General features: G+C 21.4%; 23 protein-coding genes and 1 pseudogene. 14 read left to right on the forward strand and 10 right to left on the reverse strand.

Annotated features, from left to right (window positions below; genetic code table 11):
• Positions 1–6: 6 nt before the first annotated feature.
• The 3 genes from odhB (at position 7) to H0H56_RS00230 (ending at position 2,453) form a co-directional block, all read left to right on the forward strand.
• The gene (odhB, locus tag H0H56_RS00220; protein ID WP_185873880.1) at positions 7–1,239 is read left to right on the forward strand and encodes a 2-oxoglutarate dehydrogenase complex dihydrolipoyllysine-residue succinyltransferase; all 1,233 of its coding nucleotides are present in this window, start codon (positions 7–9) and stop codon (positions 1,237–1,239) included.
• Between the two features lie 18 nt (positions 1,240–1,257).
• Positions 1,258–1,608, forward strand: a complete 351-nt coding sequence (locus H0H56_RS00225; protein WP_185873881.1) for a hypothetical protein — start codon at positions 1,258–1,260, stop codon at positions 1,606–1,608.
• A 452-nt stretch (positions 1,609–2,060) separates the two neighbouring features.
• Complete coding sequence (locus tag H0H56_RS00230; protein WP_185873882.1) at positions 2,061–2,453, forward strand: hypothetical protein; 393 nt, start codon at positions 2,061–2,063, stop codon at positions 2,451–2,453.
• Here H0H56_RS00230 and H0H56_RS00235 read toward each other — a convergent pair.
• Both H0H56_RS00235 and H0H56_RS00240 read right to left on the reverse strand, forming a co-directional pair.
• Complete coding sequence (locus H0H56_RS00235; RefSeq protein WP_185873883.1) at positions 2,450–3,004, reverse strand: hypothetical protein; 555 nt, start codon at positions 3,002–3,004, stop codon at positions 2,450–2,452. The two genes, H0H56_RS00230 and H0H56_RS00235, sit on opposite strands and share 4 nt — an antisense overlap.
• Positions 3,005–3,010: 6 nt before the next feature.
• Positions 3,011–3,682 carry an alpha/beta hydrolase gene (locus H0H56_RS00240; RefSeq protein ID WP_185873884.1) on the reverse strand — a complete coding sequence of 224 codons (672 nt, stop codon included), beginning with the start codon at positions 3,680–3,682 and terminating at the stop codon, positions 3,011–3,013.
• 593 nt (positions 3,683–4,275) lie between these two features.
• Here H0H56_RS00240 and sucC point away from each other — a divergent pair.
• The 4 genes and pseudogenes from sucC (at position 4,276) to H0H56_RS00260 (ending at position 9,760) form a co-directional block, all read left to right on the forward strand.
• Positions 4,276–5,465 (forward strand): annotated as a pseudogene (gene sucC / locus H0H56_RS00245) (ADP-forming succinate--CoA ligase subunit beta).
• Positions 5,465–6,916: a hypothetical protein gene (locus H0H56_RS00250; RefSeq protein ID WP_185873885.1), complete on the forward strand. Its 1,452-nt coding sequence runs from the start codon at positions 5,465–5,467 to the stop codon at positions 6,914–6,916. Before sucC ends, H0H56_RS00250 begins: the two are co-directional and overlap by 1 nt.
• An 88-nt stretch (positions 6,917–7,004) precedes the next feature.
• A complete protein-coding gene (locus H0H56_RS00255; RefSeq protein WP_185873886.1) occupies positions 7,005–9,149 on the forward strand; it encodes an ATP-dependent Clp protease ATP-binding subunit in 2,145 nt (714 codons plus the stop codon).
• A complete protein-coding gene (locus H0H56_RS00260) occupies positions 9,131–9,760 on the forward strand; it encodes an endonuclease III domain-containing protein (RefSeq protein WP_185873887.1) in 630 nt (209 codons plus the stop codon). Before H0H56_RS00255 ends, H0H56_RS00260 begins: the two co-directional genes overlap by 19 nt.
• Positions 9,761–9,770: 10 nt before the next feature.
• Here H0H56_RS00260 and H0H56_RS00265 read toward each other — a convergent pair whose 3' ends face one another.
• The 5 genes from H0H56_RS00265 to H0H56_RS00285 are packed head-to-tail and all read right to left on the reverse strand — an operon-like array spanning position 9,771 to position 14,187.
• Positions 9,771–10,127 carry a DUF3127 domain-containing protein gene (locus H0H56_RS00265; RefSeq protein ID WP_185873888.1) on the reverse strand — a complete coding sequence of 119 codons (357 nt, stop codon included), beginning with the start codon at positions 10,125–10,127 and terminating at the stop codon, positions 9,771–9,773.
• Between the two features lie 17 nt (positions 10,128–10,144).
• Complete coding sequence (locus tag H0H56_RS00270; RefSeq protein ID WP_185873889.1) at positions 10,145–11,101, reverse strand: SPFH domain-containing protein; 957 nt, start codon at positions 11,099–11,101, stop codon at positions 10,145–10,147.
• An 11-nt stretch (positions 11,102–11,112) separates the two neighbouring features.
• A complete protein-coding gene (locus tag H0H56_RS00275) occupies positions 11,113–11,430 on the reverse strand; it encodes an iron-sulfur cluster assembly protein (protein ID WP_185873890.1) in 318 nt (105 codons plus the stop codon).
• A 5-nt stretch (positions 11,431–11,435) separates the two neighbouring features.
• Entirely contained in the window at positions 11,436–12,875 is a 1,440-nt protein-coding gene (locus tag H0H56_RS00280; RefSeq protein WP_185873891.1) for a M16 family metallopeptidase, read from the reverse strand.
• The gene (locus H0H56_RS00285) at positions 12,859–14,187 is read right to left on the reverse strand and encodes a M16 family metallopeptidase (RefSeq protein WP_185873892.1); all 1,329 of its coding nucleotides are present in this window, start codon (positions 14,185–14,187) and stop codon (positions 12,859–12,861) included. The genes H0H56_RS00280 and H0H56_RS00285 overlap by 17 nt, the downstream gene beginning before the upstream one ends.
• 139 nt (positions 14,188–14,326) lie before the next feature.
• On the opposite strand from H0H56_RS00285, the gene H0H56_RS03025 reads away from it, so the two are divergent.
• From H0H56_RS03025 to H0H56_RS00315, 7 genes are all read left to right on the forward strand, one after another.
• A complete protein-coding gene (locus H0H56_RS03025) occupies positions 14,327–14,911 on the forward strand; it encodes a c-type cytochrome (RefSeq protein WP_238858477.1) in 585 nt (194 codons plus the stop codon).
• An 86-nt stretch (positions 14,912–14,997) separates the two neighbouring features.
• Positions 14,998–15,624, forward strand: coding sequence for a cytochrome c3 family protein (locus tag H0H56_RS03030; RefSeq protein ID WP_238858478.1), 627 nt, complete (start codon positions 14,998–15,000; stop codon positions 15,622–15,624).
• A gap of 42 nt (positions 15,625–15,666) precedes the next feature.
• On the forward strand, positions 15,667–18,603 hold the full coding sequence (locus H0H56_RS00295; protein WP_185873893.1) for a 4Fe-4S dicluster domain-containing protein: 2,937 nt from the start codon (positions 15,667–15,669) through the stop codon (positions 18,601–18,603).
• 6 nt (positions 18,604–18,609) lie between these two features.
• A complete protein-coding gene (gene nrfD / locus H0H56_RS00300; RefSeq protein ID WP_185873894.1) occupies positions 18,610–20,019 on the forward strand; it encodes an NrfD/PsrC family molybdoenzyme membrane anchor subunit in 1,410 nt (469 codons plus the stop codon).
• On the forward strand, positions 20,012–20,572 hold the full coding sequence (locus H0H56_RS00305; RefSeq protein ID WP_185873895.1) for a DUF3341 domain-containing protein: 561 nt from the start codon (positions 20,012–20,014) through the stop codon (positions 20,570–20,572). The genes nrfD and H0H56_RS00305 overlap by 8 nt, the downstream gene beginning before the upstream one ends.
• Positions 20,569–21,159 (forward strand): c-type cytochrome, encoded by a 591-nt coding sequence (locus H0H56_RS00310; protein WP_185873896.1) that lies wholly within the window; start codon positions 20,569–20,571, stop codon positions 21,157–21,159. Before H0H56_RS00305 ends, H0H56_RS00310 begins: the two co-directional genes overlap by 4 nt.
• Complete coding sequence (locus tag H0H56_RS00315; RefSeq protein ID WP_185873897.1) at positions 21,159–22,418, forward strand: hypothetical protein; 1,260 nt, start codon at positions 21,159–21,161, stop codon at positions 22,416–22,418. The genes H0H56_RS00310 and H0H56_RS00315 overlap by 1 nt, the downstream gene beginning before the upstream one ends.
• Before the next feature lie 8 nt (positions 22,419–22,426).
• On the opposite strand, the gene H0H56_RS00320 is transcribed toward H0H56_RS00315, so the two are convergent.
• The 3 genes from H0H56_RS00320 to tsaB all read right to left on the reverse strand — a co-directional run bounded on the left by H0H56_RS00320 (position 22,427) and on the right by tsaB (position 25,615).
• Positions 22,427–23,113: a potassium channel family protein gene (locus H0H56_RS00320; protein ID WP_185873898.1), complete on the reverse strand. Its 687-nt coding sequence runs from the start codon at positions 23,111–23,113 to the stop codon at positions 22,427–22,429.
• A gap of 3 nt (positions 23,114–23,116) precedes the next feature.
• Complete coding sequence (locus tag H0H56_RS00325; protein WP_185873899.1) at positions 23,117–24,865, reverse strand: TrkH family potassium uptake protein; 1,749 nt, start codon at positions 24,863–24,865, stop codon at positions 23,117–23,119.
• A 102-nt stretch (positions 24,866–24,967) separates the two neighbouring features.
• A complete protein-coding gene (tsaB, locus tag H0H56_RS00330) occupies positions 24,968–25,615 on the reverse strand; it encodes a tRNA (adenosine(37)-N6)-threonylcarbamoyltransferase complex dimerization subunit type 1 TsaB (RefSeq protein ID WP_185873900.1) in 648 nt (215 codons plus the stop codon).
• Between the last annotated feature and the right edge of the window lie 39 nt (positions 25,616–25,654).

The raw sequence follows: 25,654 nt of genomic DNA on the forward strand, positions 1-25,654 counted from the left end.
TTTCATATGATAATAAAAGTTAAAGTTCCTTCTCCAGGGGAATCAATTACAGAAATCGAAGTTTCCTCATGGCTTGTAAAAAATGGAGATTATGTTTATAAAAATCAAATTATAGCTGAAATAGATTCAGATAAAGCAACTTTAGACATTACTGCAGAAGAAAATGGAGTGATTACCTTAATAGTAAAAAAAGGGGAAAAAATAAAAGTTGGAGAGATTATTTGTTTTATAGATACTTCGATTCAAAAACATGATAATAAAAAAACAAAAAAATTAAATTCGCATGAAAAAAAAATAAAAAAAAATAAGAATATTCCTGTATTAATTGAAAAAAAAATTCCTTCCCCAGCAGCAAAAAAAATTTTAAAAGAAAAAAATATTTCTATTGATTCTATTAAAGGAACTGGAAAAGATGGACGAATTACCAAAAAAGATTGTTTTTTATTTCAAAAAGATAATTTAGAATACTCTCCATCCTCTCCTATTATGGGAAGACCTACACCCATGTCTAGATCAATGATAAAAACACCTCTATCATCTATAAGAAAAAAAATTTCTGAAAGATTAGTAAATGTAAAAAATCAAACGGCGATGCTAACGACTTTTAATGAAGTGGATATGCATGAAATATTTATAATAAGAAAAAAATATAAAGAAATTTTTAAAAAAAAACATGGAGTAAATTTAGGGTTTATGTCTTTTTTTACTCTTTCTTGTATTAGAGGTTTATATTTATATCCAGATATAAATGCTATGATTGTAGGAGAAGATAAAATTAATTTTGAATATTTTGATATTAGTATAGCAATATCAGGCCCTAAAGGATTAATGGTGCCTATAATTAGAAACGCTGAACATTTATCTTTTCGGGGAATAGAACAAGAAATTAAAAAATTATCTATACGTGTTCGTAATGGAAAAATATCGATAGATGAAATGACAGGAGGAACTTTTACTATTACAAATGGAGGTGTATTTGGATCTATGCTTTCTACTCCAATAATTAATCCACCTCAAAGTGCTATTTTAGGAATGCATAAAATTATAGAAAGACCTGTTGTCATTAATGAATCTGTACATATACGTCCTATTATGTATTTAGCACTTTCTTATGATCATAGAATTATTGATGGAAAAGAATCTGTTGGATTTTTAATATCTGTTAAAGAAGCTCTAGAAAATCCTATAAAATTTTTAATGAATGGAAGTGAAAATATTTCTAAAAAATTAGAATTATGAATTTAAAAATAAAAAAATATGAAATCAATTTTTTCAATTTTTTTTTCTTTTTTCTTTTTTCTTTTTTATGCAAATACAATATTTGCATATAATTATCAAAAAAGAACAATAAATTTTTTTTTAAAAAAAGAAACAATATCAAAAAATTATAATTTTTTAAAAAAAAAATTATATAAAAAAAATTTAGGATTTCAATATATAATAAAGCCAATATCAAATCCTACTACAATTAATTTAATTTTTATGTTACCATTATTAATAAATAATGAAAAAAAATCAAAATATCAACAAAAAATAGAAAAAAACGCTTTATCTTTTTATCTTGGAGCTAAATATGCTAGTGATTTATTATCTAAAAAAAAAAAATAAATATTTTAGTTTTTGATACAAAAAATAAAATAAATAGAATAAAAAAATTTATACATACATATAATTTTAATAATATACATGCGATTATAGGTCCTTTTTTTCGTTCTTCTTTAGAAGTAGTAGCTAAACAAAAACCTAAGATTCCTATTATTTCTCCATTTGTAAATTCTGAAATATTAAATAATTATCCTAATGTTATTCAATCTGAAGTAAAAGATTTTTTTCTTATACAACCTATTTTAGAAAAAATAAAATTTTTTTCTAAAAAAGAAAAAATTAATACATTATATTTAATAGGTACGAAAAAATCGAAAAAAATAGTATTTAATATAAAAAAACAATTATTACAATGGAATGAAAATTTCCAAATTTTTTTTTTAAATAAAAATTTTCAATTATCTTCATTAAAAAATACTCCATTTTTTTATGTTTTTTTAGGAGGAGATTATTTTTTGGGTAAAAATTTTATAAATTTTATAAAATTTTTTTCTACAAAAAAAATAAAAACTTTTGGAATAGGTTATAATGAAATTTATTATCAAAATATACCTTTATTAAAAAAATATAAATTTATTTTTACAACAAAATATCATTTTAATCAAAAAAAATCAAAAATATTTTCTCTTTTTAAAAAAAAATTTGGAAAAAATTTAAATAAATATCAATTATTAGGATTTGATTTAACTTATGATATTTTAGAAAGACTTTTTAATAATATTGATTTATTTAAAAATATAGAAAAAAGGAATTTTATCGGTTTATTAAGTAAATATCATTATAAAAAAATTTATAATGAAGGGGGGTATTTAAATACAGGAATATGGATTATTCGTTTTAATTTTTAATATTTATTTCTAAAATAAGGATTAGGTCTATTTTTATAACCAATATTTTTCATTTTATTTTTTATTATTTTAATTTGATCATGTAATAATCCATGAATATCTTTTTTTTTAGCTTCCAATAATAAAAATTCTGCTTTTTTTTTATGACCTTTTGATAAAGAAGCTATTGCTAAATTTAATTGAGCAATAGCTATATTTTGTTTAAATTTTAACCCTAAATATAAAGCTTTTTGCATATAATTCTCAGATTTAATAATATTACTTTCTGAATATACAATTCCATATAAAAAATAATAATAAGCTATTTGATTTTTAGTTAATTGTAATTTTGGATTTTTTATTGATTTTAAACATTTTTTTAATCCTTTTATATTTTTTTTTTTTATTTTAAAAAATGCTAATAATAAAAATTCATTTCTAAAAATAAAAAAAATAGGAAATAAGCTTATTAAAAATAAAATTATTCCACATAAATTTTTTTTATAAAAAAATGCATAAATAGATCCTATTAATATCAATATGAATAAAATTATTTTCGTAGATTTTTTCATTTTTTTTTAAAAAGTTTTTATATTTTTTTTTATCCAATTGATAAGATCTTGATAATTATAATTATTCAAATTATGACCTGATTCATATTCTTTATAAAAAAAATGAATATTTTTATAATTTTTCAAAAAATTAAAGCTTTTTTTAGCTAATTGTATAGGAATAATTGTATCATATTTACCATGAGAAATAAAAATTTTTAATTTTGTATCAACAATATTTTTCATTTCTTTTGTTGTAATTAAATTTTTTTCTAAATATCCACTTAAAACTATTATATTTTTTATTTTATCAGGTTTTTTAAATGCAATAGCATAGCTAAGAATAGCTCCTTGACTAAATCCACAAACCCATACTTGATTTTTATTTAATTTATATTTTTTAATAGCTTCATCTATAAAAAAAGATATTTTTTGAATAGTATTTTTCGCTTGTGCAATATTTATAAATTGTTTTTTATTATCAAAATCAATATCATACCAAGAATATTTATTCATACCAATTGAATAAAAACCTTGAATACTAATTAAAAAAAAATCTTCTGGAAGATCTTTTTTTAAAGAAAACAAATCATTTTCATTACTTCCATATCCATGTATCATTAAAAAAAGTGGAGGATTTTTTTTATTTTTAGATTTTTTTATTTTATGTTTAATAGTAAGTTGATTATTTAAAAGCATTTTTCTTATTTATATTAATATTTCATTTTTTTATTTTAATCAGTCATATTCGTTAATTTTAAATGATAACAGTTATGGAATTTATTTTCGTTTTTTATATTTTTTTTCCGAAATGTTCATTTAAAAAAATAATTTTATGATCCTTAATTGATACTCTATATACATAAATTCTTTATTTTACCATACATATATAATTATTCATATTTTTATTTATTAATATTTTATTCAATAATTTTTTAGATATGTTTTTAACATATTATTATTATAATTTGGAAGAAAAAATTTTTTGGGGGACCTTATCAGGTATAAGTTGAGGCGAAAAAAAATAAAACCTATTTTTTTAATTAAAGTTTTTTTTAAACTATTTTTTTCTGATACTAATCCTAATTATTATACTTTATAATAATACAATACATCATCTTATTTTAAGATATTTACTTTTAATTTTGAAAAAATGATAATATACTAAATATTTTTAGCTTGAATCATATTTTATCTAAATTGAAAAATCTTATCATTCAAAAAATAAAAAAATGTTTGAAAAAAATAAATGATTTTTAATTTAAATTTACTATTTTTAAAAACTATTATTAATGAATTTACATGAATTTCAGGGGAGAGAAATATTAAAATCCTTTTCTATTAAGGTTCCTGACGGAATCATAGCTACTACCCCAGAAGAAGCTGTTCAAGCTGGAAAAATTTTATTTAAAAAAACCCAAAAAAAATCCTTAATTATTAAAGCTCAAATACATGCAGGTGGTAGAGGAAAAAGTGGAGGAATAAAAATAGTTCAAACTTTAGAAGAAATATATAAAATATCAAAAAATCTTTTAGGAAGATATTTAATTACCCCACAAACTTCAAAAAAAGGAAAATTAGTTCGTAAAATTCTTATTTCTGAAGATGTTTATAATAATGATTATATAAAAAAAACAACCTTTTCTAATAAACCTAAAGAATATTATTTATCAATATTATTTAATCGTGATATTGAAAAAAATGTTATTTTATATTCTAAAGAAGGAGGTATAGATATAGAAGAAATATCTAAAAAATATCCAAATAAAATATTTATAGAAGAAATAGATACAGGTTTAGGTTTACAATTATTTCAATCTAGAAAAATTGGATTAAATTTAGGAATAAAAAAAAATATCCATTCTTTTTTATTTTCTCTTTATCAAGCTTATTTATCTTGTGATACTTTATTATTAGAAATAAACCCATTAATTTATAATAAACTTAATGATCAATTTATAGCAGTAGATATAAAAATGATATTAGATGATAATGCTTTATTTCGTCATAAAAAATATGTTTATACTCCATTAATAGATAAAAAAAAAATCAAGAAAAATTAAATTTTTTAAAATTAGAAGGAAATGTAGGATGCATGGTTAATGGAGCTGGATTAGCTATGGCTACAATGGATATGATTAAATATAGTGGAGGTCATCCAGCTAATTTTTTAGATATTGGAGGAACAGCGAATAAAGAACGTGTAGAAAAAGCTTTTTATCTTATTTTTAATGATCCATCGGTAAAAACGATATTAATAAATATATTTGGAGGAATTGTTCGTTGTGATACAGTAGCAGAGGGAATTGTTAATTATTATCAGAAAATAAATTCAATAAAAATTCCAATAATTGTTCGTTTACAAGGAACAAATGAGGATAGAGCAAAAAAAATACTTGAAAAAAGTAAATTACCAATTTATTATACTTATACCTTAAAAGAAGCAGCGAATAAAATTAAAGAAATTTTATTAAATTCATAATGAATAAAAACCATTTTTTTTCTATAATGTTAACTAAAAAATATCAACCTATAAAATGGGATGACGTTGTAGGACAAAAAGATATTATAATTATTTTAAAAAAAGTTATAAAAAAAAATTATTTATCTCAAATTTCATTCTTTTTAGGTCCAAAAGGAGTAGGAAAAAATACATGTGCAAAAATTTTTGCTAAAGAATTAAATCACTTTTCTTCTTCTATAGCAGAAGAAAATGATTTTTTTAATATATTTGAAATTAACGGTTTATTAACAACAACTAAAGAAGATCTTTTTCGTATTATCAATAAACTACGTTTATATCCAAAAAAAGGAAAATATAATATATGTATTGTAAATGATATATATTCTTTTTCTACAGAATTTTTTAACATTATTATTAAAATAATAAAAAACCCACCTTTACATATATTATTTATTATATGTCTACAAGAAAAAAATAAAATATTAGATTCTATAATAACATGTGGTAAAATTTATGATTTTCAACCTATTTCTTTAAAAAAAATTTATTTATACTTAAAATATATTGTAAAAAAAGAAGGAATAAAAATAGACAATGAAGCTTTATTTTTTATTTCTAAATATGTAAATGGATCTATAATGGAAGCTTTATCGATTTTAGATAAATTTACATTATATGAACAAACAATTATATCTAAAAAATTAATTATGAATAAATTAGGAGTTTTAGATAATAATTATTATTTTCAAATAGTAGATGATTTATTTAATCATAAAATTTCTAAAATATTAATATTAATAGATAAAATTTTCAAAAAAGGAATTAATTATTTAATTTTTATAAAAAGTTTAACTCAACATTTTAGAAATTTATTATTAGCTAAAGATCCTGAAACTATTTTTAGTTTAAAATTTAAAAAAAACATTATAGAATCTTATATACAACAAGCAAAAAAAATATCTATATTTTTTTTAATTAAATCTTTAAAAATTTGTTGTTGTATGGAAAATGAATTTAAATATAATAAATTTTCTTCTAGATTAATAATAGAAATATATTTAATACAATTATCTAATAATATTTATTTATATCATTTAAACAATTATGATAAATCAAAAAATAAAAAAATACAATTTTTAAAAGAAAATTGGAAAAATTTTATAGATAAATTTTCTAAAAAAATTAATCCTATTTATTTAAAATTATTAATCAATGAAATACAATTTCATATTGATACAAATAAAATATTTTTTATCATTCCTTCTCAATTAGAGAATAATGAATTTTTTTTAATACAAACTTATTTTAGAAAATTTTTAAAAAAAAAATTAAACAATATAAATTTAGAATTTAAAATTATTACAAAAGGATTAGAAAACTCTCCAATTAAAAAATACAATTTATTATCTAATAAAAATAAATTTGTAGATAAATTAATAGAAAAATTACATTTAAAAATGTCATCTTAAAAAATTATATAAATTATTTTTTTATTTATTTGTACAAATGAAAGAGATATTTTATCTTTTTTTAAATTTTTTATGATTTTTATAATAAATGGTTATTATTTTCAATAATAAAAAAAGAATTTTTTTTACTTCTACTTATTCAAATGAAGATATGGAGAATGATAGTTATACTTCTTCTTATGGTAGTAGTGGATCTAGTGGAACTGGAGGAAGAGGCAGTGGATATAGTAGTAGTTATTATGGAGGAACTTCTACAAGAAGTAAAACTCCAGTATTAGATAATTTTGGAAAAAATTTAAATTCTATGGCTATAGAAGGTAAATTAGATCCAGTAGTAGGGAGGGATAAAGAATTAGAACGTGTATCTCAAATATTGAGTAGACGAAAAAAAAATAATCCTCTTCTTATAGGAGAACCAGGTGTAGGTAAATCTGCCATTGTGGAAGGTTTAGCTTTACGTATTGTTAAAAAAAAAGTTTCTAGAGTTTTATATAATAAAAAAGTAGTTTTTTTAGATTTAGCTAGTTTAGTAGCTGGAACTAAATATAGAGGACAATTTGAAGAAAGAATGAAAGCTATTATAAATGAATCAGAAAAAAACAAAGATTTAATTCTTTTTATAGATGAAATTCATACTATCATTGGAGCTGGAGGGACCACAGGATCTTTAGATGCTTCTAATATATTTAAACCAGCATTAGCAAGAGGGGATATTCAATGTATTGGAGCTACTACATTAAATGAATATAGACAATATATAGAAAAAGATGGAGCCTTAGAACGTAGGTTTCAAAAAATTATAGTACACCCTTCTTCAGAAAAAGAAACTATTGATATTTTAAAAAAAATAAAAGTAAAATATGAAAGTCATCATAATGTTATTTATACTACAGAAGCTATTAAAGCATGTGTAAATTTAACAGAAAGATATATTGTAGATCGTTTTTTACCAGATAAAGCTATTGATGCATTAGATGAATCAGGATCTCGTGTTCATATAAAAAATATTAAAGTTCCACAAGAAATTATTTTTATAGAAAAAGAATTAGAAAATATTCGTAAAAAAAAATCTAAAGTAGTTAAAAATCAAAAATATGAAGAAGCAGCTCGTCTTAGAGATACAGAAAAAAATATTGAAAAACAATTAATTAAAGCACAAAAAAATTGGGAAAAATATTCTAAAGAAAATAAAGAAATAGTGTCTGTAGAAAATGTAGAAGAAGTTGTTTCTATGATGAGTGAAATTCCAGTAAATAGGATTGCTAAAGCTGAAATGAAAAAATTAAATAAAATGACGGATTTTCTAAAAAAAAAAATTATAGGACAAGATGAAGCTATAGATAAAATTGTAAAAGCTGTAAAAAGAAATAGAACAGGATTAAAAGATCCTAATTGTCCAATAGGATCTTTTCTTTTTATGGGTAGTACAGGAGTAGGAAAAACTTATTTAGCAAAAGTTTTTTCTAAAGAATTATTTAATTCTGAAGAATCATTAGTTCGTATTGATATGAGTGAATATATGGAAAAATTTTCTGTTTCTAGATTAATTGGAGCACCTCCTGGTTATGTTGGATATGAAGAAGGAGGACAACTTACAGAAGTGATCCGTCGTAAACCATATTCTGTAATTTTATTAGATGAAATAGAAAAAGCACATCCTGAAGTATTTAATATCCTATTACAAATACTTGATTATGGATGTGTTACAGATAGTATTGGAAGAAAAATAAATTTTAAGAATACTGTTATTATTTTTACATCTAATACAGAAACACAAAAATTCAAAGTATTTCGTACAGAAATAGGTTTTTATACTAAAGCGATAAAATATAATAAATCTAAAAATTATTTAGAAAAAGTATTAAAAAAAACTTTTTCTCCAGAATTTATAAATCGAATAGATGATATTATTCTTTTTAATTCTCTTCAAAAAAAAGATATTTATAGAATAACTCATATAGAATTAGAAAAAATAAATATTCAATTATTAAACTTAGGATATAAATTAATTTTACAATATAATGTAGAAAAATTTATTCAAAAAAAAGGTTTTGATAAAGAATATGGAGCTCGTCCATTAAAAAGAGTAATAGAAAAATTTATCAAAAATCCTATATCTGAATGTATTATTAATGAAACTTTAAAAAAAGGAGATACAATTATATTGAAAATGAATGAAAAAAAAAATAATATTAAAATTGTTATTAAAAATATATGTTTAAAAAAAAAATAAAAATTATTATAGATACCTTAAATTTAATTTATCCTAATCCCATTAGTTCATTATATTATATAAATGAATTTACTTTACTTATAGCTATAATATTAACTTCTAATAGTCAAGAAAAAAAAGTAAATCAATTAACAAGACATTGGTTTAATTTTATTAAAAAACCTCAAGATATTATTGATTTATCTGTAAATAATATTAAAAATTATATTAAAAAAATTGGACTTTATAATAAAAAATCTATAAATATTTATTATTTATCCATTATTTTAATAGAAAAATATGATGGAATTATTCCGAAAGATATCTCTAAATTAGAATCTTTACCTGGTGTTGGACACAAAACCGCATCTGTTTTCTTATCTTATATAACAAATATTCCGGTATTTCCTGTAGATACACATATACATAGAATGATGTTTCGTTGGAAATTAAGTAATGGAAAAAATATCAAACAAACAGAAAATGATGCTAAAAATATTTTTCCAAAAAAATATTGGAAAAAATTACATCTTCAAATTATTTCTTATGGAAAAGAATATTCTCCTTCCCGTAAATGGAATATTAAAAAAGATATTATTTATCAAATATTGTTCAATTATAATCTTTTATAAGAAAAAAAATCTAAAACGGTAAATCATCAAAATCTTCAGATGATAAAGATGAAGTAGATGTTTTTTTTGAATGAGAATGATCTAAAGATAGTGATTGTAATTCCTCAATTTTCCATCCTTGAATAGAATTAAAATATTTTATAATTCCTTCTGGATTAGTCCATTCTCTTCCTCTAATATTAATAAAAACTTTTATTTTATCTTCTTTTTTGATAAATTTTAATAAATCTACTTTATCTTGAATAAATTCTATCAATATATTTTGAGGATATGGTTCTTCTGTAGTAAGTACCATTTCTCTTTTTCTAAATCCGCTATTAAATTTTTGAATATCAAATAATTTTTTAACTATTCCTATTAATTTCATGGATTTTTTGAATTTTATTATTTAATTTTTTTACTATTATTATTTTTATTACTATTGTTTTTATTTTTAATAGATTCTCCTATTTTACTAGATATATTAAAAGTAGTAATCATATTATTTAACATTTCACTAGCAGATCCTGGAGAATTAGGTAATAAAATTAAATTAGTATTTGTATTTTCTCCCATAGATTGAAGAGTATCATAATGTTGAGTTACAACAATCAAAGCAGAAGCTTCTTGTGAATTAATTCCAACATTATTTAAAACTTCTACAGATTCTAATATTCCTCTAGCAATCTCTCTTCTTTGATCCGCTGTTCCTTTTCCTTGTAATTTTTTACTTTCAGCTTCTGCTTTAGCTTTTGCTACAATTTTAATTCTATCAGCCTCAGCTTGATATTCCGCTGCTACTTTTTCTCTTTCCGCAGTATTAATTCTATTCATAGCATGTTTTACCTTTTCATCAGGATCTAAATCTGTAACTAATGCTTTAATAATAGAATATCCATAATTTAACATAGCTCCTTCTATTTCTCTTTTTACAGCAATAGCTATATAATCTTTTCTTTCAAAAACATCATCTAAACGCATTTTAGGAACTTCAGCTCTAACTACATCGAATATATAAGAAGTAATTTGAGAAAGAGAATTATCTAATTTATAAAAAGCTTCATATACTTTATTTTTAATAACTTGAAATTGTACCGATATTTTTACTTTTACAAAAACATTATCTTTAGTTTTTGTATCCACAATAATATCTAATTGTTGAATTTTTAATGTTAATCTTCCAACTATATTATCTATTATGGGAATTTTAAAATGAAATCCAGCAAGACGAATACTATGAAATTTACCTAATCTTTCTATAATAGAAGCTGTTTCTTGATGAACTATGAAAATAAAATTAGAAAAAAAAGATAATATTAAAAGAATTAATAATCCATAAAATAATAAACTAAAAAGACTCATATTTAAAATTTTTATAACATTCCAAGTTCTAAACGAGCTTCTTCGCTCATAAATTCTTTACACCAAGGTGGATCAAATGTTAAAATTACATTAACCTTTTTAATACCTTTAATGGATTGAATTTTTTCTTTTACTAATAGAGGAAAACTATCAGCTACTGGACAATTAGAAGTAGTTAAAGTCATAAGAATTTTTACCTCTTTTTTAAGAGAAATTTGTATATCATAAATTAATCCCAATTCATATATATCTACTGATATTTCTGGATCATATATATTTTTTAATACAGATATAATATGATCTTCTAAAGAAGAATGATCTTCATTCATTATATTTATTTTAAAATATTTCCAAATTTATCAAAAAAATGAATAGGATAACCTAATTTTTTTAAATTCGGTAAAATTTCTTTTGATTTTCCAATAATTAAAATTCTACCTTTTTTGATAGAAAAAAATTTTTTACAAAAAAAATAAACATTAGATATTGTAACAGATTCAATATTTTTTAAATATTTTTTATAAAAACCACTATATAAATTATTTTTTAATTCACTAATAAACAAATCACTAATTATATTAGAATCTTCTAAATCTAGAATAAATTGACCACTTATTTCTTTTTTTTTAATCTTTAATTCTTCAATATTTACTTTATTAGTTATTATATTTTTTATTTCTTTTATTATATCTATAACAGCTTTATCTGTTACTTTATTTCTTACTTGAGTATAAACGGAAAAATATCCTATATTTTTATCTGATTTTAAAACGGAATAAGCCCCATATGTATAAGCTTTTTTTTCTCTAAGATTTAAAAATAAACGACTTTGAGGTCCTCCTCCTAAAATTCCATTAGATAAAATAGAAGAAAAATATGAAGAATCACTTTTTTTTAAAATTACTGGACCTCCAAAACAAATTGTAGATTGAGTTAAAGATGGAATATCCACTATATCTATTTCCATTTTTGGAGATGGAGTGATTTGTTTTATTTTTTTTTGTTTATGATAAAAAATATTCTTTTTCCATTGAGAAAAATAATCTTCACATAATTTTTTAGCTTCGTTTAAATCAATATCGCCTACAAAAGAAAGATAAGAGATATTTGGAATATAATATTTTTTATATAATTTTTGTAAATCTTTAAGAGTAATATTTTTTATAGTATCATAGGTTTCATATTCTCCATAAGGATGATTTTTACCAAAATATAAAATGTTTCGTACTCTATGTAAAATAGCATTTGGATCTTTTTCTGATAAATTGAGATTTATTATTTGATGTTTAACTATTTTTTCTAATTCTTTAGAATTATCAAATTTGCTATTCATTAATATATCACTCATAATAGAAATAGATTTTTCTAAATGTTTTTTTAAAGTAGAAATAGATATTCCTGAAAAAGAAGTATATAATGTAGTTCCAAGATGATCAATAATTTCATCTAATTTTTCTTTAGAATAATTTTTGGTTCCAGAGCGAAGCATTTTTCCAAAAATTTTTTTTATTCCAGCTTTATCTTTTTCTAAAAAAGGAATATAATCCAATTCTAATCCTATTCTCACTAAAGGAAGTTTATGATTTTCTACTACTAAAACTTTTAATCCATTTTTCAGTTTAAAAAAATGTGGTTCATCTAAATTAATAACCATTTTTCTATTTAAAGACTTAGGGGGTGTATTTCTTACTATTTTAGAAAACATATTGATATGACAAAAAATATTAATTATTATAATAAAAATAATTTTTTTAAATTTAATTATTTGGAACATTATATAAACGGACTCTACAATTTTTATTCAAATATTTATTAGCCACTCTTTTAATATCGTCTACAGATATAGAATGATATTTTTCTAAATCAGTATTAATTAAATTAGTATTTTTGTGATACAAATAATAATGATTTAAATTCGCAGCTATTCCAATCATAGAATAATTTTTAAAAAGAAATTTTTTTTCAAAAAAATTTTTTTGTTTTTCTAATTCATATTGTGTAATTCCTTTTTCTTTTAAATTCTCTATTTCTTCATCTATTTCTTTAGTTAACTGATCTAAATGTACTCCAGGATTGGTTAATCCGTATATAATAAAAATACCATAATCTTCCATAGAATCTAAAAAAGATCCTGCATAAGCAGCTAATTGTTTTTTATTTACTACATTTTTCATTATTCTTGAACTTTCTCCAGATGAAAGAATATGATCAATCATTTTCAAAACATAAGAATCTTTATGAACTAGATTTGGTAATCTATATGATAAAAAAACTCCAGGAACTTTAGTATTTTTATCTTTATATTTTGAACAAATTTCTTCTTTAATAGGTAATTCTTTTATTTTTTTTCTATGAATATTTATTTTTCCTTTAGGAATTGTAGAAAAATATTGATTAATCAATTCTTTAGCTTCTTTCAGATCAAAATCCCCTGCTACCACTAAAGTAGCATTATTTGGAACATAATAATTTTTATAAAAATTATTATAATCTTTTTCTGTAGCCGTATTTAAATCTTTTTCAAATCCAATAATAGGATATTTATAAGGGTGTTTTTTAAATAATAAAGAAGGAATAATCTCTGAAATAGCTATTGCATATGGTTGATTTTCAATTTGCATTTTTTTTTCTTCTTTTACTACTTCTCTTTGTATATTAATACTTTCTTCATCTATTTTAGCATGAAGCATTCTTTCAGATTCCAACCATAAAGCTAAAGGAAGACGATCAGAGGGCAATACTTCATAATAACAAGTTTCATCATGATTAGTATACGCATTATTTTTTCCTCCATTAGAAGCTATAAATTTAAAAAATTCTCCTTTCTTAATATTTTTAGATCCTTCAAACATAAGATGTTCAAAAAAATGAGCAAAACCAGATTTTCCAGGATCTTCATCTTTAGTTCCAACATGATAAACCACAGAGATAGCAACTAAAGGATTCATATTATCTTGATGTAAGATCACATGTAATCCATTTGATAATTTTTCTTCTAAAAATTTTATTTTATATAATTGATTAGCTTTCAAATGATTAAATATTATTATAATAATTAAAAAAAATAATAAAGTAATTTTATTCATACATATACACTTAACTTTAATAATCAATAAAGTTAAAAATTAAAAAAAGAAATTTACGAATTTTTTTTTCAAAAAAATGTAATTTTTTTCTTTTATTCTATTTTTGTTTTTTATTATAAAGTCATTCATCTATACGATTATGAAAAATTTTCTTTTTTTCTTTTCTTTTTTTCTTCTAATAATAGATGCAAAAAATATAGAAGGAAATTCTGAAAAGGGAGCTGACCTTTTTAAAAAAAATTGTACATCTTGTCATTCTTTAAATCAAAAAATTATAGGTCCACCTTTATCTGGAGTAACAGAAAAAAGAAGTAGAGAATGGTTACATAAATGGATTATTAATAATAAATCTTTGAGAGAAAGTGGAGATAAAGAAGCTTTATCTATTTATAAAGAATATGGAAATTTAGAAATGAATACTTTTCCTCAATTAAATGAACAAAAAGTTGATGATATTTTATCTTATATTCAAAATCCTATTGTTGTAAAAAAAAAAGAAAATCATCTTAATATTGATGATGAATATAAAGAAAATAAAATATCATTAAAAAAAGATCATAAATTTTTCATAAAAATAATTATTTTTGGACTTAGTCTTTTATTTATTATTATACTTTGTATTTTATATAAAATACAAATTCTTACTAAATTATTTATTAATGATAATCTTATAAAAAAGAAAAAAAAAAAAAATCCATTATCTTTTTTTTATATCATTTTTTAGAAAAAAAAAAGAAAAATTGGTATTTTTTATCTTTTTTTATAGGCGTTTTTTTCATATTAGGGACATATGGAGTATGGATATTTTTAATGAAAATTGATGTAAATAGAGGATATAAACCAGAACAACCAATTGATTTTTCTCATAAAATACATTCTGGAATTAATAAAATTGATTGTCAATATTGTCATTCTACCGCTAAATATAGTAAAGTATCTGGAATTCCTTCAGCTAATATTTGTATGAATTGTCATATTACTATTAATGAATATAAAGGAGATTATATTGAAAAAGGAAAAAATATTAATGAATATAATAAAGAAATACAAAAAATTTATCATTCAGTAGGGTGGGATCCAAAAAATAGAGAATATTCTAAAAAAACTTATCCTATTAAATGGGTTCGTATCCATAACATGCCTGATTTTGTTCATTTTGATCATTCTCAACATATAATAACTGGAAAAAAAATGATACAAAAATATAAAAAAGTAGATTTAATTTGTCAAGCTTGTCATGGAGATGTTCAAAATATGGATAAGGTGGAAATGTCTAACGATTTTACTATGGAATGGTGTATTTCTTGTCATAAAAATACAGAAGTAAATATTAATAATCAATATTATAAAAAATATTTTTCAGATTTTATAAAAAAAGAAAAAAAAATTACTATAGATATGATTGGAGGAACAGAATGTATAAAATGTCATTATTAATTTTTTTAAAAAAAGATTATTCGTATAACTAAATTATTATTCATGATGAAATCAAATAAAAAAGAAAATATAATTTATCTTTCTTCTCAAAAAAAGAAAAATTTTTCTTTAAAAAAATTATTAAAAAATAAAACATCTCGACGAGATTTTCTGAAATGGATAGGATTTAGTACAGCTTCAGTTACTTTAGCTGCATGTAAAGGTCCAGTAATAAAATCTATTCCTTATATTGTTAAACCAGAAGAAATAACTCCAGGTGTTCCTACTTATTATGCTTCTACAATGATAGATTCTTTTGATATTGGATGTGTCTTAGTTAAAACTAGAGAAGGTCGTCCTATAAAAATAGAACCTAATTTAACTTCTCCATACTTTAATACAACTTCTGTTAGAATTCAATCTTCTTTATTATCTCTTTATGATGAAACAAGATTAAAAAATCCTTTTTTAAAAGGAAAGAAATGTTCTTGGAATACAATAGATCATTATGTAATTTCTGTTTTAAAAAAAATATCAAAAATAAAAAAAGATATAGTCATTCTTTCTTCTTCTTATCCAAGTTTTTCAACAAAACAATTAGTTAAAGATTTTAAAAAAGAATATCCAAATACTAAATGGATTACTTATGATGCTATATCATATTCAAAAGCTTTAGATGCTGCAGAAGAAATATTGGGGTATCGAGGTTTTCCACTTTTTGATTTATCTAAAACGGAATTAATAGTATCTTTTGATGCTGATTTTTTAGTAGATTGGAGTCCAGAAAATATTAGTAAATCTTATGTAAAAAATAAAAAACCAAAAGCATCAATGTTACAACATATTCAGATAGAAAGTAATATGTCATTATCTGGATCTAATGCAGATATCCGTATTTCAAAAAAACCCACAGATATACAAAAAATGTTATTTGAAGTATATCAAAAACTATTTTTTGAAATAGATTCTAAAAATAAAGAAGTTATACAAATAACTAATTTAATTAAAGAAAAAGGATCAAAATGTGTAATTTTTGCAGATGGGAGTAAGGAAGCATATATTTTATCTTTTTTAATAAATAAAAAAATTCATAGTAATGCTTTTAAAAATAAAAAATTTATTTTATCAAAAGAAAGTAATGATTTACAATTTAAAAATTTTATTAAAGATTTAAAAACTGAAAAAATTGGAGCTTTATTGATTCATAATATTAATCCCTTATATAGTTTTCCATTTATAGAAAAAGAAATTTTAAAAAAAATTCCAATTACTATTTCTTTTTCTATGAAAAAAAATGAAACCCATGAAATGATGGATGTATGGGCTCCTATTCCTCATTGGCTTGAAAGTTGGGGAGATACTAATCCTATTACAGGAATTTATACTTTAATTCAACCAACTATTCAAAATTTATTTAATACAAGACAGCTTCAAGAATCTTTAATAAAATGGGGGAATATTAAAGAAAAAAATTATTACAATTATTTACAAAATATTTGGGAAAGAAAAATTATACCAAAATCAAATGTGACATCTTTTAATGAAGCTTTATTTCATGGAGTAATTGAAAAAAAAGAAAAACTTAAAATTAATAATAATTTATGGATTTCTAAAAAAAAAATTCATATAAATGAAAAAAAATATTTTTCCAAAAATTTTGAACTTAAATTATATACCAAAATCAATATAGGAGATGGACATCAATATGATAATCCCTGGTTACAAGAATTTCCAGATCCTATTACACGTACAACTTGGGAGAATTATCTAACTATATCCTATTATGATGCCAAAAAAATAGGACTTAAAAATTGGTATACCATTCATGGAGCTATGAATGGGGATTGTGTAGATTTAATAAAAAATAATAAAATTTTAATGAAAGATATTCCTATATACATACAACCTGGACAAGGGATAGGATCTATAGGAATATCTTTTGGATATGGACAAAAAAAAGGAAAATTATCTAAAATTTGTCAAGGAAAAAATGCTTATTTTTTATACAAAAATTTTAATTGTATCCAAAATGATATAAAAATAAAAAAAACCAATAAAATACATAAATTCTCTTGTGTACAATTACAAAATACAACAGTAGGAAGAAATTTATCTAAAGAAATAGATTTAGATACTTTTTTAAAGTATCCTAAAAAAATTTGGAATAACAAAGAAAAAATATTCACTGATAAAGGAATGATTTCAATAGAAAAAATGGATATTTGGAAAAAAAAAAATCAAGAAATAGAAAAAAAAGGTCATCATTTTCATTTATCTATAGATTTAAATTCTTGTATTGGATGTGGGGCTTGTGTAATTTCTTGTCATTCAGAAAATAATGTTCCTGTAGTAGGAAAAAAAGAAATTAGAAAATATAGAGATATGCATTGGTTACGTATTGATAGATATTATTCAAATCATCCTAAAAAAAAAGAAAAAGAAAATTTTTTTAATCCAAAAGTTTCATTTTTACCTATCATGTGTCAACATTGTGATTATGCTCCTTGTGAAACAGTATGTCCAGTTGGAGCGACTACTCATGGAGAACAAGGTCAAAATATGATGACTTATAATCGTTGTATAGGTACACGCTATTGTGCTAATAATTGTCCTTACAAAGTAAGACGTTTTAATTGGTTTAATTATTCTAATAATCAAAAATTTGACTTTTATATGAATAATAGTCTAGGAAAAATGGTAATAAATCCAGATGTTGTAGTAAGAACTAGAGGAATTATGGAAAAATGTTCGTTATGTATACAAAGGACACAATCTGTTATTGGAATTGCAAAAAAAGAAAATAGGAAAATTAAAGATAAAGAATTTGAAACTGCTTGTAGTATTTCTTGTCCAACAAATGCTATTACTTTTGGAGATATTAATGATAAAAATAGTTATATTTCAAAAAATATAAAAAATTCAAGAAATTATAAACTTCTTGATTTTCTTGGAATAAAACCTAATGTTTCTTATAAGTTAAAAGTTAGAAAATTGAAATAGATAATTATGGGCAATAACCAAAAAAAACCTATAAGAGAATTATTAATTATCGGAAATAAAACATATCAAAATATTACTAATGATATTTTAAATCCTATAAAAAATAAAGCAGGTAATTTATGGTGGATTGCTTTATTTATTTCTCTATTAGCTTTTATTTGGGGTTTATTTTGTATTATTTATACGATAGGAACAGGTATAGGAGTATGGGGATTAAATAAAACTATTAATTGGGCTTGGGATATTACTAATTTTGTTTGGTGGGTAGGAATTGGTCATGCCGGAACTTTAATTTCCGCTGTTTTATTATTATTTCGTCAAAAATGGCGTTTATCTATTAATAGATCCGCTGAAGCTATGACAATATTTGCGGTTATACAAGCTGGTTTATTTCCTATTATTCATATGGGAAGACCTTGGAATGCTCATTGGGTTTTACCTATTCCTAATCAATTTGGAAGTTTATGGCCTAATTTTAATTCCCCACTTTTATGGGATGTTTTTGCTATTAGTACTTATTTTTCTGTTTCTACTGTTTTTTGGTTTATGGGGTTAATTCCCGATTTTGCAATGATTAGAGATAGAGTGACAGATCCTATACAAAAAAAAATATACGGAATTCTTAGTTTTGGATGGGGGGGGACATCTAAAGATTGGCAAAGATTTGAAGAACTTTCTTTAATACTAGCTGGATTATGCACTCCATTAGTTTTTTCTGTCCATACAATTGTTTCTTTTGATTTTTCTACTTCTTTAATTAAAGGTTGGCATAGTACAATTTTTCCTCCTTATTTTGTCGCTGGAGCTATATTTTCAGGATTTGCTATGGTCCAAACTTTATTAGGAGTAGCTAGAAAAACTCTTTCTCTAGAAAGTTATATTACTAGAAATCATATTGAATATATGAACATCATTATTTTATTAACAGGAGGAATAGTCCTATTAGCTTATATATCTGAATTTATTCTTGCATGGTATTCTAGTAATCCTTTTGAAAGTTATATTTATTTTTCTATTAATGCATCTAAAGGTCCTTTTTGGTGGGCTTTTTGGATATTAATTATTTGTAATATTTTAATTCCACAATTTTTATGGATTAAATATATACGAAGAAGTTTTTTTTGGTCTTATATTATAGCTATTATTATTAATATTGGAATGTGGTTTGAAAGATTTGATATTATTGTTTTAAATCTTAGTCATGATTATCTTCCTTCTTCTTGGACGGGTTTTATTCCTTCTTTTGTAGATGTAGGAATATTTATAGGAACTATTGGTTTTTTTTTCTTTCTTTATTTATTATATATACGAACATTTCCAGTAATTTCTCAATCTGAAATAAAAACTATATTAAAAGATTCCAAAAAAATAATAAATTTTAAAAAAAATTCAATAATGAATCAACATCATGAATAAAATCGTATTTAATATTCATGCTTTATATGAAAATGATGATTTTATGATAAATAGTATAAAAATTCTTCAGAAAAAAAATATCAATATATATGAAGTTTATTCTCCATTTCCAATTCATAATTTACATCATATATTGAAATTAAAAAAAACTAATTTATCTTTTTTATCTTTTATATATGGATTGTTAGGTTTTTTATTTTCTAGTATATTATCTTGGTATATAATGATTTATGATTGGCCACAAAATTTTGGAGGAAAACCTTCTTATTCTTGGATTCATAATTTTCCATCTTTTATTCCTATTATATTTGAATTATCAATTTTTTTTTCTGCACATTTTATGTGTATTACTTATCTTTTTCAAAGTAAATTATATCCATGGGCTCCTTCAAAAAATCCAGATAGAAGAACTACAGATAATTTATTTTTAATAGAAATTTATATAGAAAATAATTTTGAATTTTTATTAAAATTATTAAAAAAAAATGGAGCTATAGAAGTAAATATAAAAAAAATGGTTACCAATAAATTAATATCAAAAAAATTATCATGAATAATAAATATTTTTTACTTATGATATTTATTATTTTTATTATAAATTCTTGTTGGTGGGATAAATCCAAACCTAATATAGTTTACATGCCTGATATGTATTATTCAGATGCATATGAACCTTATTCAGATCCATATCCTAATTATAAAAAATATAAAAAAATTTATATAAAACCATTTTTAAAACATGATACTTCTTCTCTAGTTCCAGTAAAAGGAACTATTTCTAGAAATAATTTTTTTTATGAAAAAAAATATCTAAATACTAATAATATTAAAAAATATTATTTATTGAAATCTCCTTTACAAAAAGGAGAAGAATTAAAAAATATACAAAATGGTCAATCTCTTTATAAAATAAATTGTTCTATATGTCATGGAGATAATGGAGATGGACAAGGAATTTTAGTAAAAAATGAAAAAATATTAGGAATTCCTAATTATAAAGATAGAGATCTTACTATAGGAAGTATATATTATGTTATTACATATGGAAAAAATAATATGAGTTCTTATGCTTCTCAGTTAAATGAAATAGACAGATGGAAAGTAGCAGAATATGTAATGTTTCTAAAAAAAAATAAATAATGAATATCTTAAATAAGAAAAAAATTCTTTTTTTTTTAATGATTATAGGTTTTTTTATACTTTTTTATGAAAAAATTTATTCTTCAATAAATTTGAAAAACAATTTTTTTTTAGAAAAAAAAAATTATATACATCAAACAATAGACAATAAAAATAAACCTTGGATAAGTTTATATATTTCCCTTTTTTATTTTACTACAATTTCTTTAGGATCATTATTATTTTTATCTATACAATCTGTATCAAAATCAGGATGGTCTATTATTATTCATCCTATCATGGAAGTAGTAGCTTCTTTTATTCCATATGGAGGCATTATGATTTTTATTTTATTGTTATTTAATTCAATTGATATTATACATTTATTTCATTGGATGGATAGTTCTTTATATAATTCTATTTCTTTAAAATATGACAAACTTATCGAAAGTAAAAGATTATTTTTAAATATTCCATTTTTTTTGATAAGAAGTTTAATTTATATAATTGGTTGGAGTTTTTTTTATTTTAAAATAAAAAAAATATCTCATAAATTAGATATTACACATTCTTTAAACGATTATAAAAAATTATATTTTTTTTCTATTTTTTTTATAATTTTTTTTTCTATAACATCTATTATCATGGGATGGGATTGGATTATGTCCTTAAATCCTCATTGGTTTAGTACTTTATTAAGTTGGTATATTTTAAGTACTTATTTGGTTACAGGAATTGGAACAATTACTATTATTTCTATATATATGAAAAAAAAAGGTTATTTACCATTTTTTAATAAAAATCATTTGCATGATTTAAGTAAATATCTTTTTTCTACCAGTTTATTATGGTCTTATTTTTGGTTTTCACAATTTTTACTTTATTGGTATGGAAATATTCCAGAAGAAATTTCTTATTTTATAAGAAGAGAAGAATCTTATGGGTATATCCATTTTTGGATGCTAATTTTTAATTTTTTAATACCTTTTTTTGGATTAATGAGTAGTAAAAATAAAACTAACCCAAAAATAGTACTTCCAATAACTTATATATTACTATTTGGACATTATTTAGATATATATAATTTAATAAAACCAGAAATTATGGTTTCTTTTAAAAATTCATTTTTTTTTATCTTTTCAGAAGAAATAGGTGCTTTATTATTAATAGGGTCTATCTTTCTTTTTATTTTATTTAAAAATTTACATAAAAATAAATTAAATCCTATTGGAAATCCTTTTTTTCAAGAAAGTAAAAAATATAAATATCCTTATATGTAAAAATAATTTTATTTTATTTTTACAAAATTCATAATAGATTTATTAGATCCAAAAAGTGTTAATATATCCCCCTTTTGTAAAATAGTATCTCCAGTTACTAATCCTATAACTTTCCTTTCATAATTTTTTTTAGAAGATATAATAGTATTTTTAAAATCTCTGATAACAGTTATTAAAGAAACGGAATATTTTTGTATCAATCTTAAACTTTTTACTTTTTTTTCATTAAAAGAATATGGAGAAAAAACTTCTGCAATAGAATGTTTATTATCTACTCTAAAATAATCTAAAGCATAATTAAAAGATATTTGTTTAGTTAATCTAAAGGCTGCGTCTTTTTCCGGATGAATAATATTATTAATTCCCATAGCTTCTAATATAGTATCATGTATTTTTGATAAAGATCGACTAATAATTCTCAAATGTTTATATTTTTTTAAAATAGCAGTAGTTACTATAGATGATCCTTCATTTTCACCAATGGCGACAATCCCTAAATCAGCTTGTTGAATAGGTAATATTTTATAAGCAGATTCATTATTAGCATCCATACATACAACATTAGCTATATGATCTTTTAATAAATCAACTTTTTCCATTTTATGATCTACACCAAATACTTCATGACCATTATCTGTTAAATTTAAAGCTAAAGATCTTCCAAAATTTCCTAAACCAATAATAATAATTTTCATATATTAATGAATTAGAATATTTTCTTTAGGATATCGGTAATAATAATGAGAAATTTTTCTATTTTTTAATAATCCTACCATAATATTAAAAAAACCAATTCTTCCTAAAAACATTAAAATAATTAAAACTAATTTACTTCCATTAGATAAATTAGAAGTAATGCCTAAAGATAAACCTACAGTAGAAAAAGCAGAAAAAACTTCAAAAGTTATAAATAAAATATCTTCTTTAGGATCTAAAAAAAGAATGATTAAAATACTTATATATATAGCAATTAACGATAAAATAATAATAGAAAAAGACAGTCTAATAGATTCTGAAGATATTTCTTTTCTTTGAATTTCTAATCTCTCTTTTCCTTTAGATAAAGAAATAATATTCATTAATGCTAATGCAAAAGTACTCGTTTTAATTCCTCCACCTGTAGAAGCTGGAGATGCTCCTATCCACATTAAAAAAATAGTAAATACTATAGTTAATGGGGCCCATTGATTCATATTTAATACTTGAAATCCAGCAGTTCTAGATGTAGCAGAAGAAAAAAATGAAGAGATCCACTTTCCTGTATAAGTAGTATGCTCTAAAAGAGAGCTATGATATTCACTAATATAATAAAAAATAGTACCTAATAAAAGTAAACTAAAAGTAGTAAATACTACAATTTTTGTATTTAAAGTAACAATATGTACTGGATTCCTAAAATATTCATCTTTAAATATTTTATAAATATATTTTTTTAATGTTAACCATATATATGTAAAAAAATTAAATAAAATATTAAACCCTATTCCTCCTAATATTAATAAACAAGCAATAATAAACTGTAATAAATAATTAAATCTTATAGATTCAGAATAAAGACCTTTACTAAGAGTAGAAAAACCACTATTACAAAAAGCAGATATAGAATGAAAAATAGAAAAAAATAATGGACTATCAGATTCTAAAATATTTTGTTCTTGAATAGAAAAATAAATTAATAAAGCTCCTGTAATTTCTACTATTAAAGTAAATAATACTACTTTTACAGATAAACTAAGAACATTAGTTGTTTTTTTTGTATTTAAAAAGTTACTAATATAAATCCCTTCTCTAAAAGAAAAACCATCTCTAAAAAAATAACTGAGAAAAGAAGTAATTGTTAAAATCCCTAATCCTCCAAGTTCTATTAAAATTAATATTATCACTTTTCCTAAAAAAGTAAAATCTTTAGATGTATCTAAAACAACTAATCCAGTTACACATACAGCGCTAGTAGAAGTAAATAAAGCATCTATAAATGATATTTTTTTTACAGTAGATGTTGGTAGCATTAAAAAAATAGATCCTAAAAAAGATAAAAAAATAAAACTAGTAATAAAAATAAAAACAGGATTATGTATTTTAACATATATTATATTTCGTAGAAAATAAGTAATACGAATTAATATATATAAAGTTAAACTTACTAATAAAAGGTTTTTTATATCTAAAAAATTTTTTTTATAAAAAAAAATTTTTATAATCGATAAAAAAATAGAAGGAATTAAAATCATAAAAGATAAAAAAATCATTGATTTCAATTTTTTATCCACTTTTTTTTCAAAAAAAATATAAAAATGTAAAATACTTAATAAAAATACAAAGAATATAAGTACTCCAATATTTAAAAATTCATTAATATAAGTTTTCCATCCTAATGATATAATAATATATATAAATATAATTGGGGTAATAAAAGGTAATATATTTCGTAGTTTAAACTGATTCATTTATTAAAATATTATAAATCATTTAATTTTTTATTTATATATAATTTTTTCAATTATAGTATAAATAAATTTTTTTAATGTAATTTTATAAAAATTTATTATTTATAAATAAAAAGGAATAAAATTTTCAATTTTATTAAATTTTTTATCACAAAATTTAATATAAGAAAGTAAAGACATTTCCATTGAAGATGGATAAATATGAGAAATAAAATAAAAATTATCTATTAATAAATTTTTTACTGGAAAATCTATATCTCCAAAATAATATACTTTTTGATTTTTAGTAATAGAAGTAATATTATTAAAATAATTATTATTAAATTTTTTTATAGAAATAGGAGTTAACATAATTTTTGAACTATTAAATAAAGAAGTATAAAATAAATCTAATTTAGCATGTATCATTGGATTTAAAAATCCATCTTTTACATTTATTTTATGAATCATAATAGTTAAAGAATCTAATGATATTAATGGAATGCCTAAAGAATAACATAATCCTTTAGCAGCAGCCACTCCTATTCTTAAAGAAGTATAGGCTCCTGGGCCTTTATTAACACAAATGGATTTTAAATCTTTTATATTTATTTTAGAAATTTTTATTGCATTTTGTATAAATGTGTGTAATTTTTTAGAATGAATATTTTCTTCTGAATGTTCTTCTATAAAGATTAAACATGTTCCATTTTTAGCAATACTAATTGAACAATTTTTTGTAGAAGTCTCTATATTAAGGATTAAAGACATTTTTATCAATTTTAATTTAAAGATAAAATATATAAAATT

It is taken from the genome of Blattabacterium cuenoti, from assembly GCF_014252455.1.
GTDB lineage: Bacteria > Bacteroidota > Bacteroidia > Flavobacteriales > Blattabacteriaceae > Blattabacterium > Blattabacterium cuenoti_R.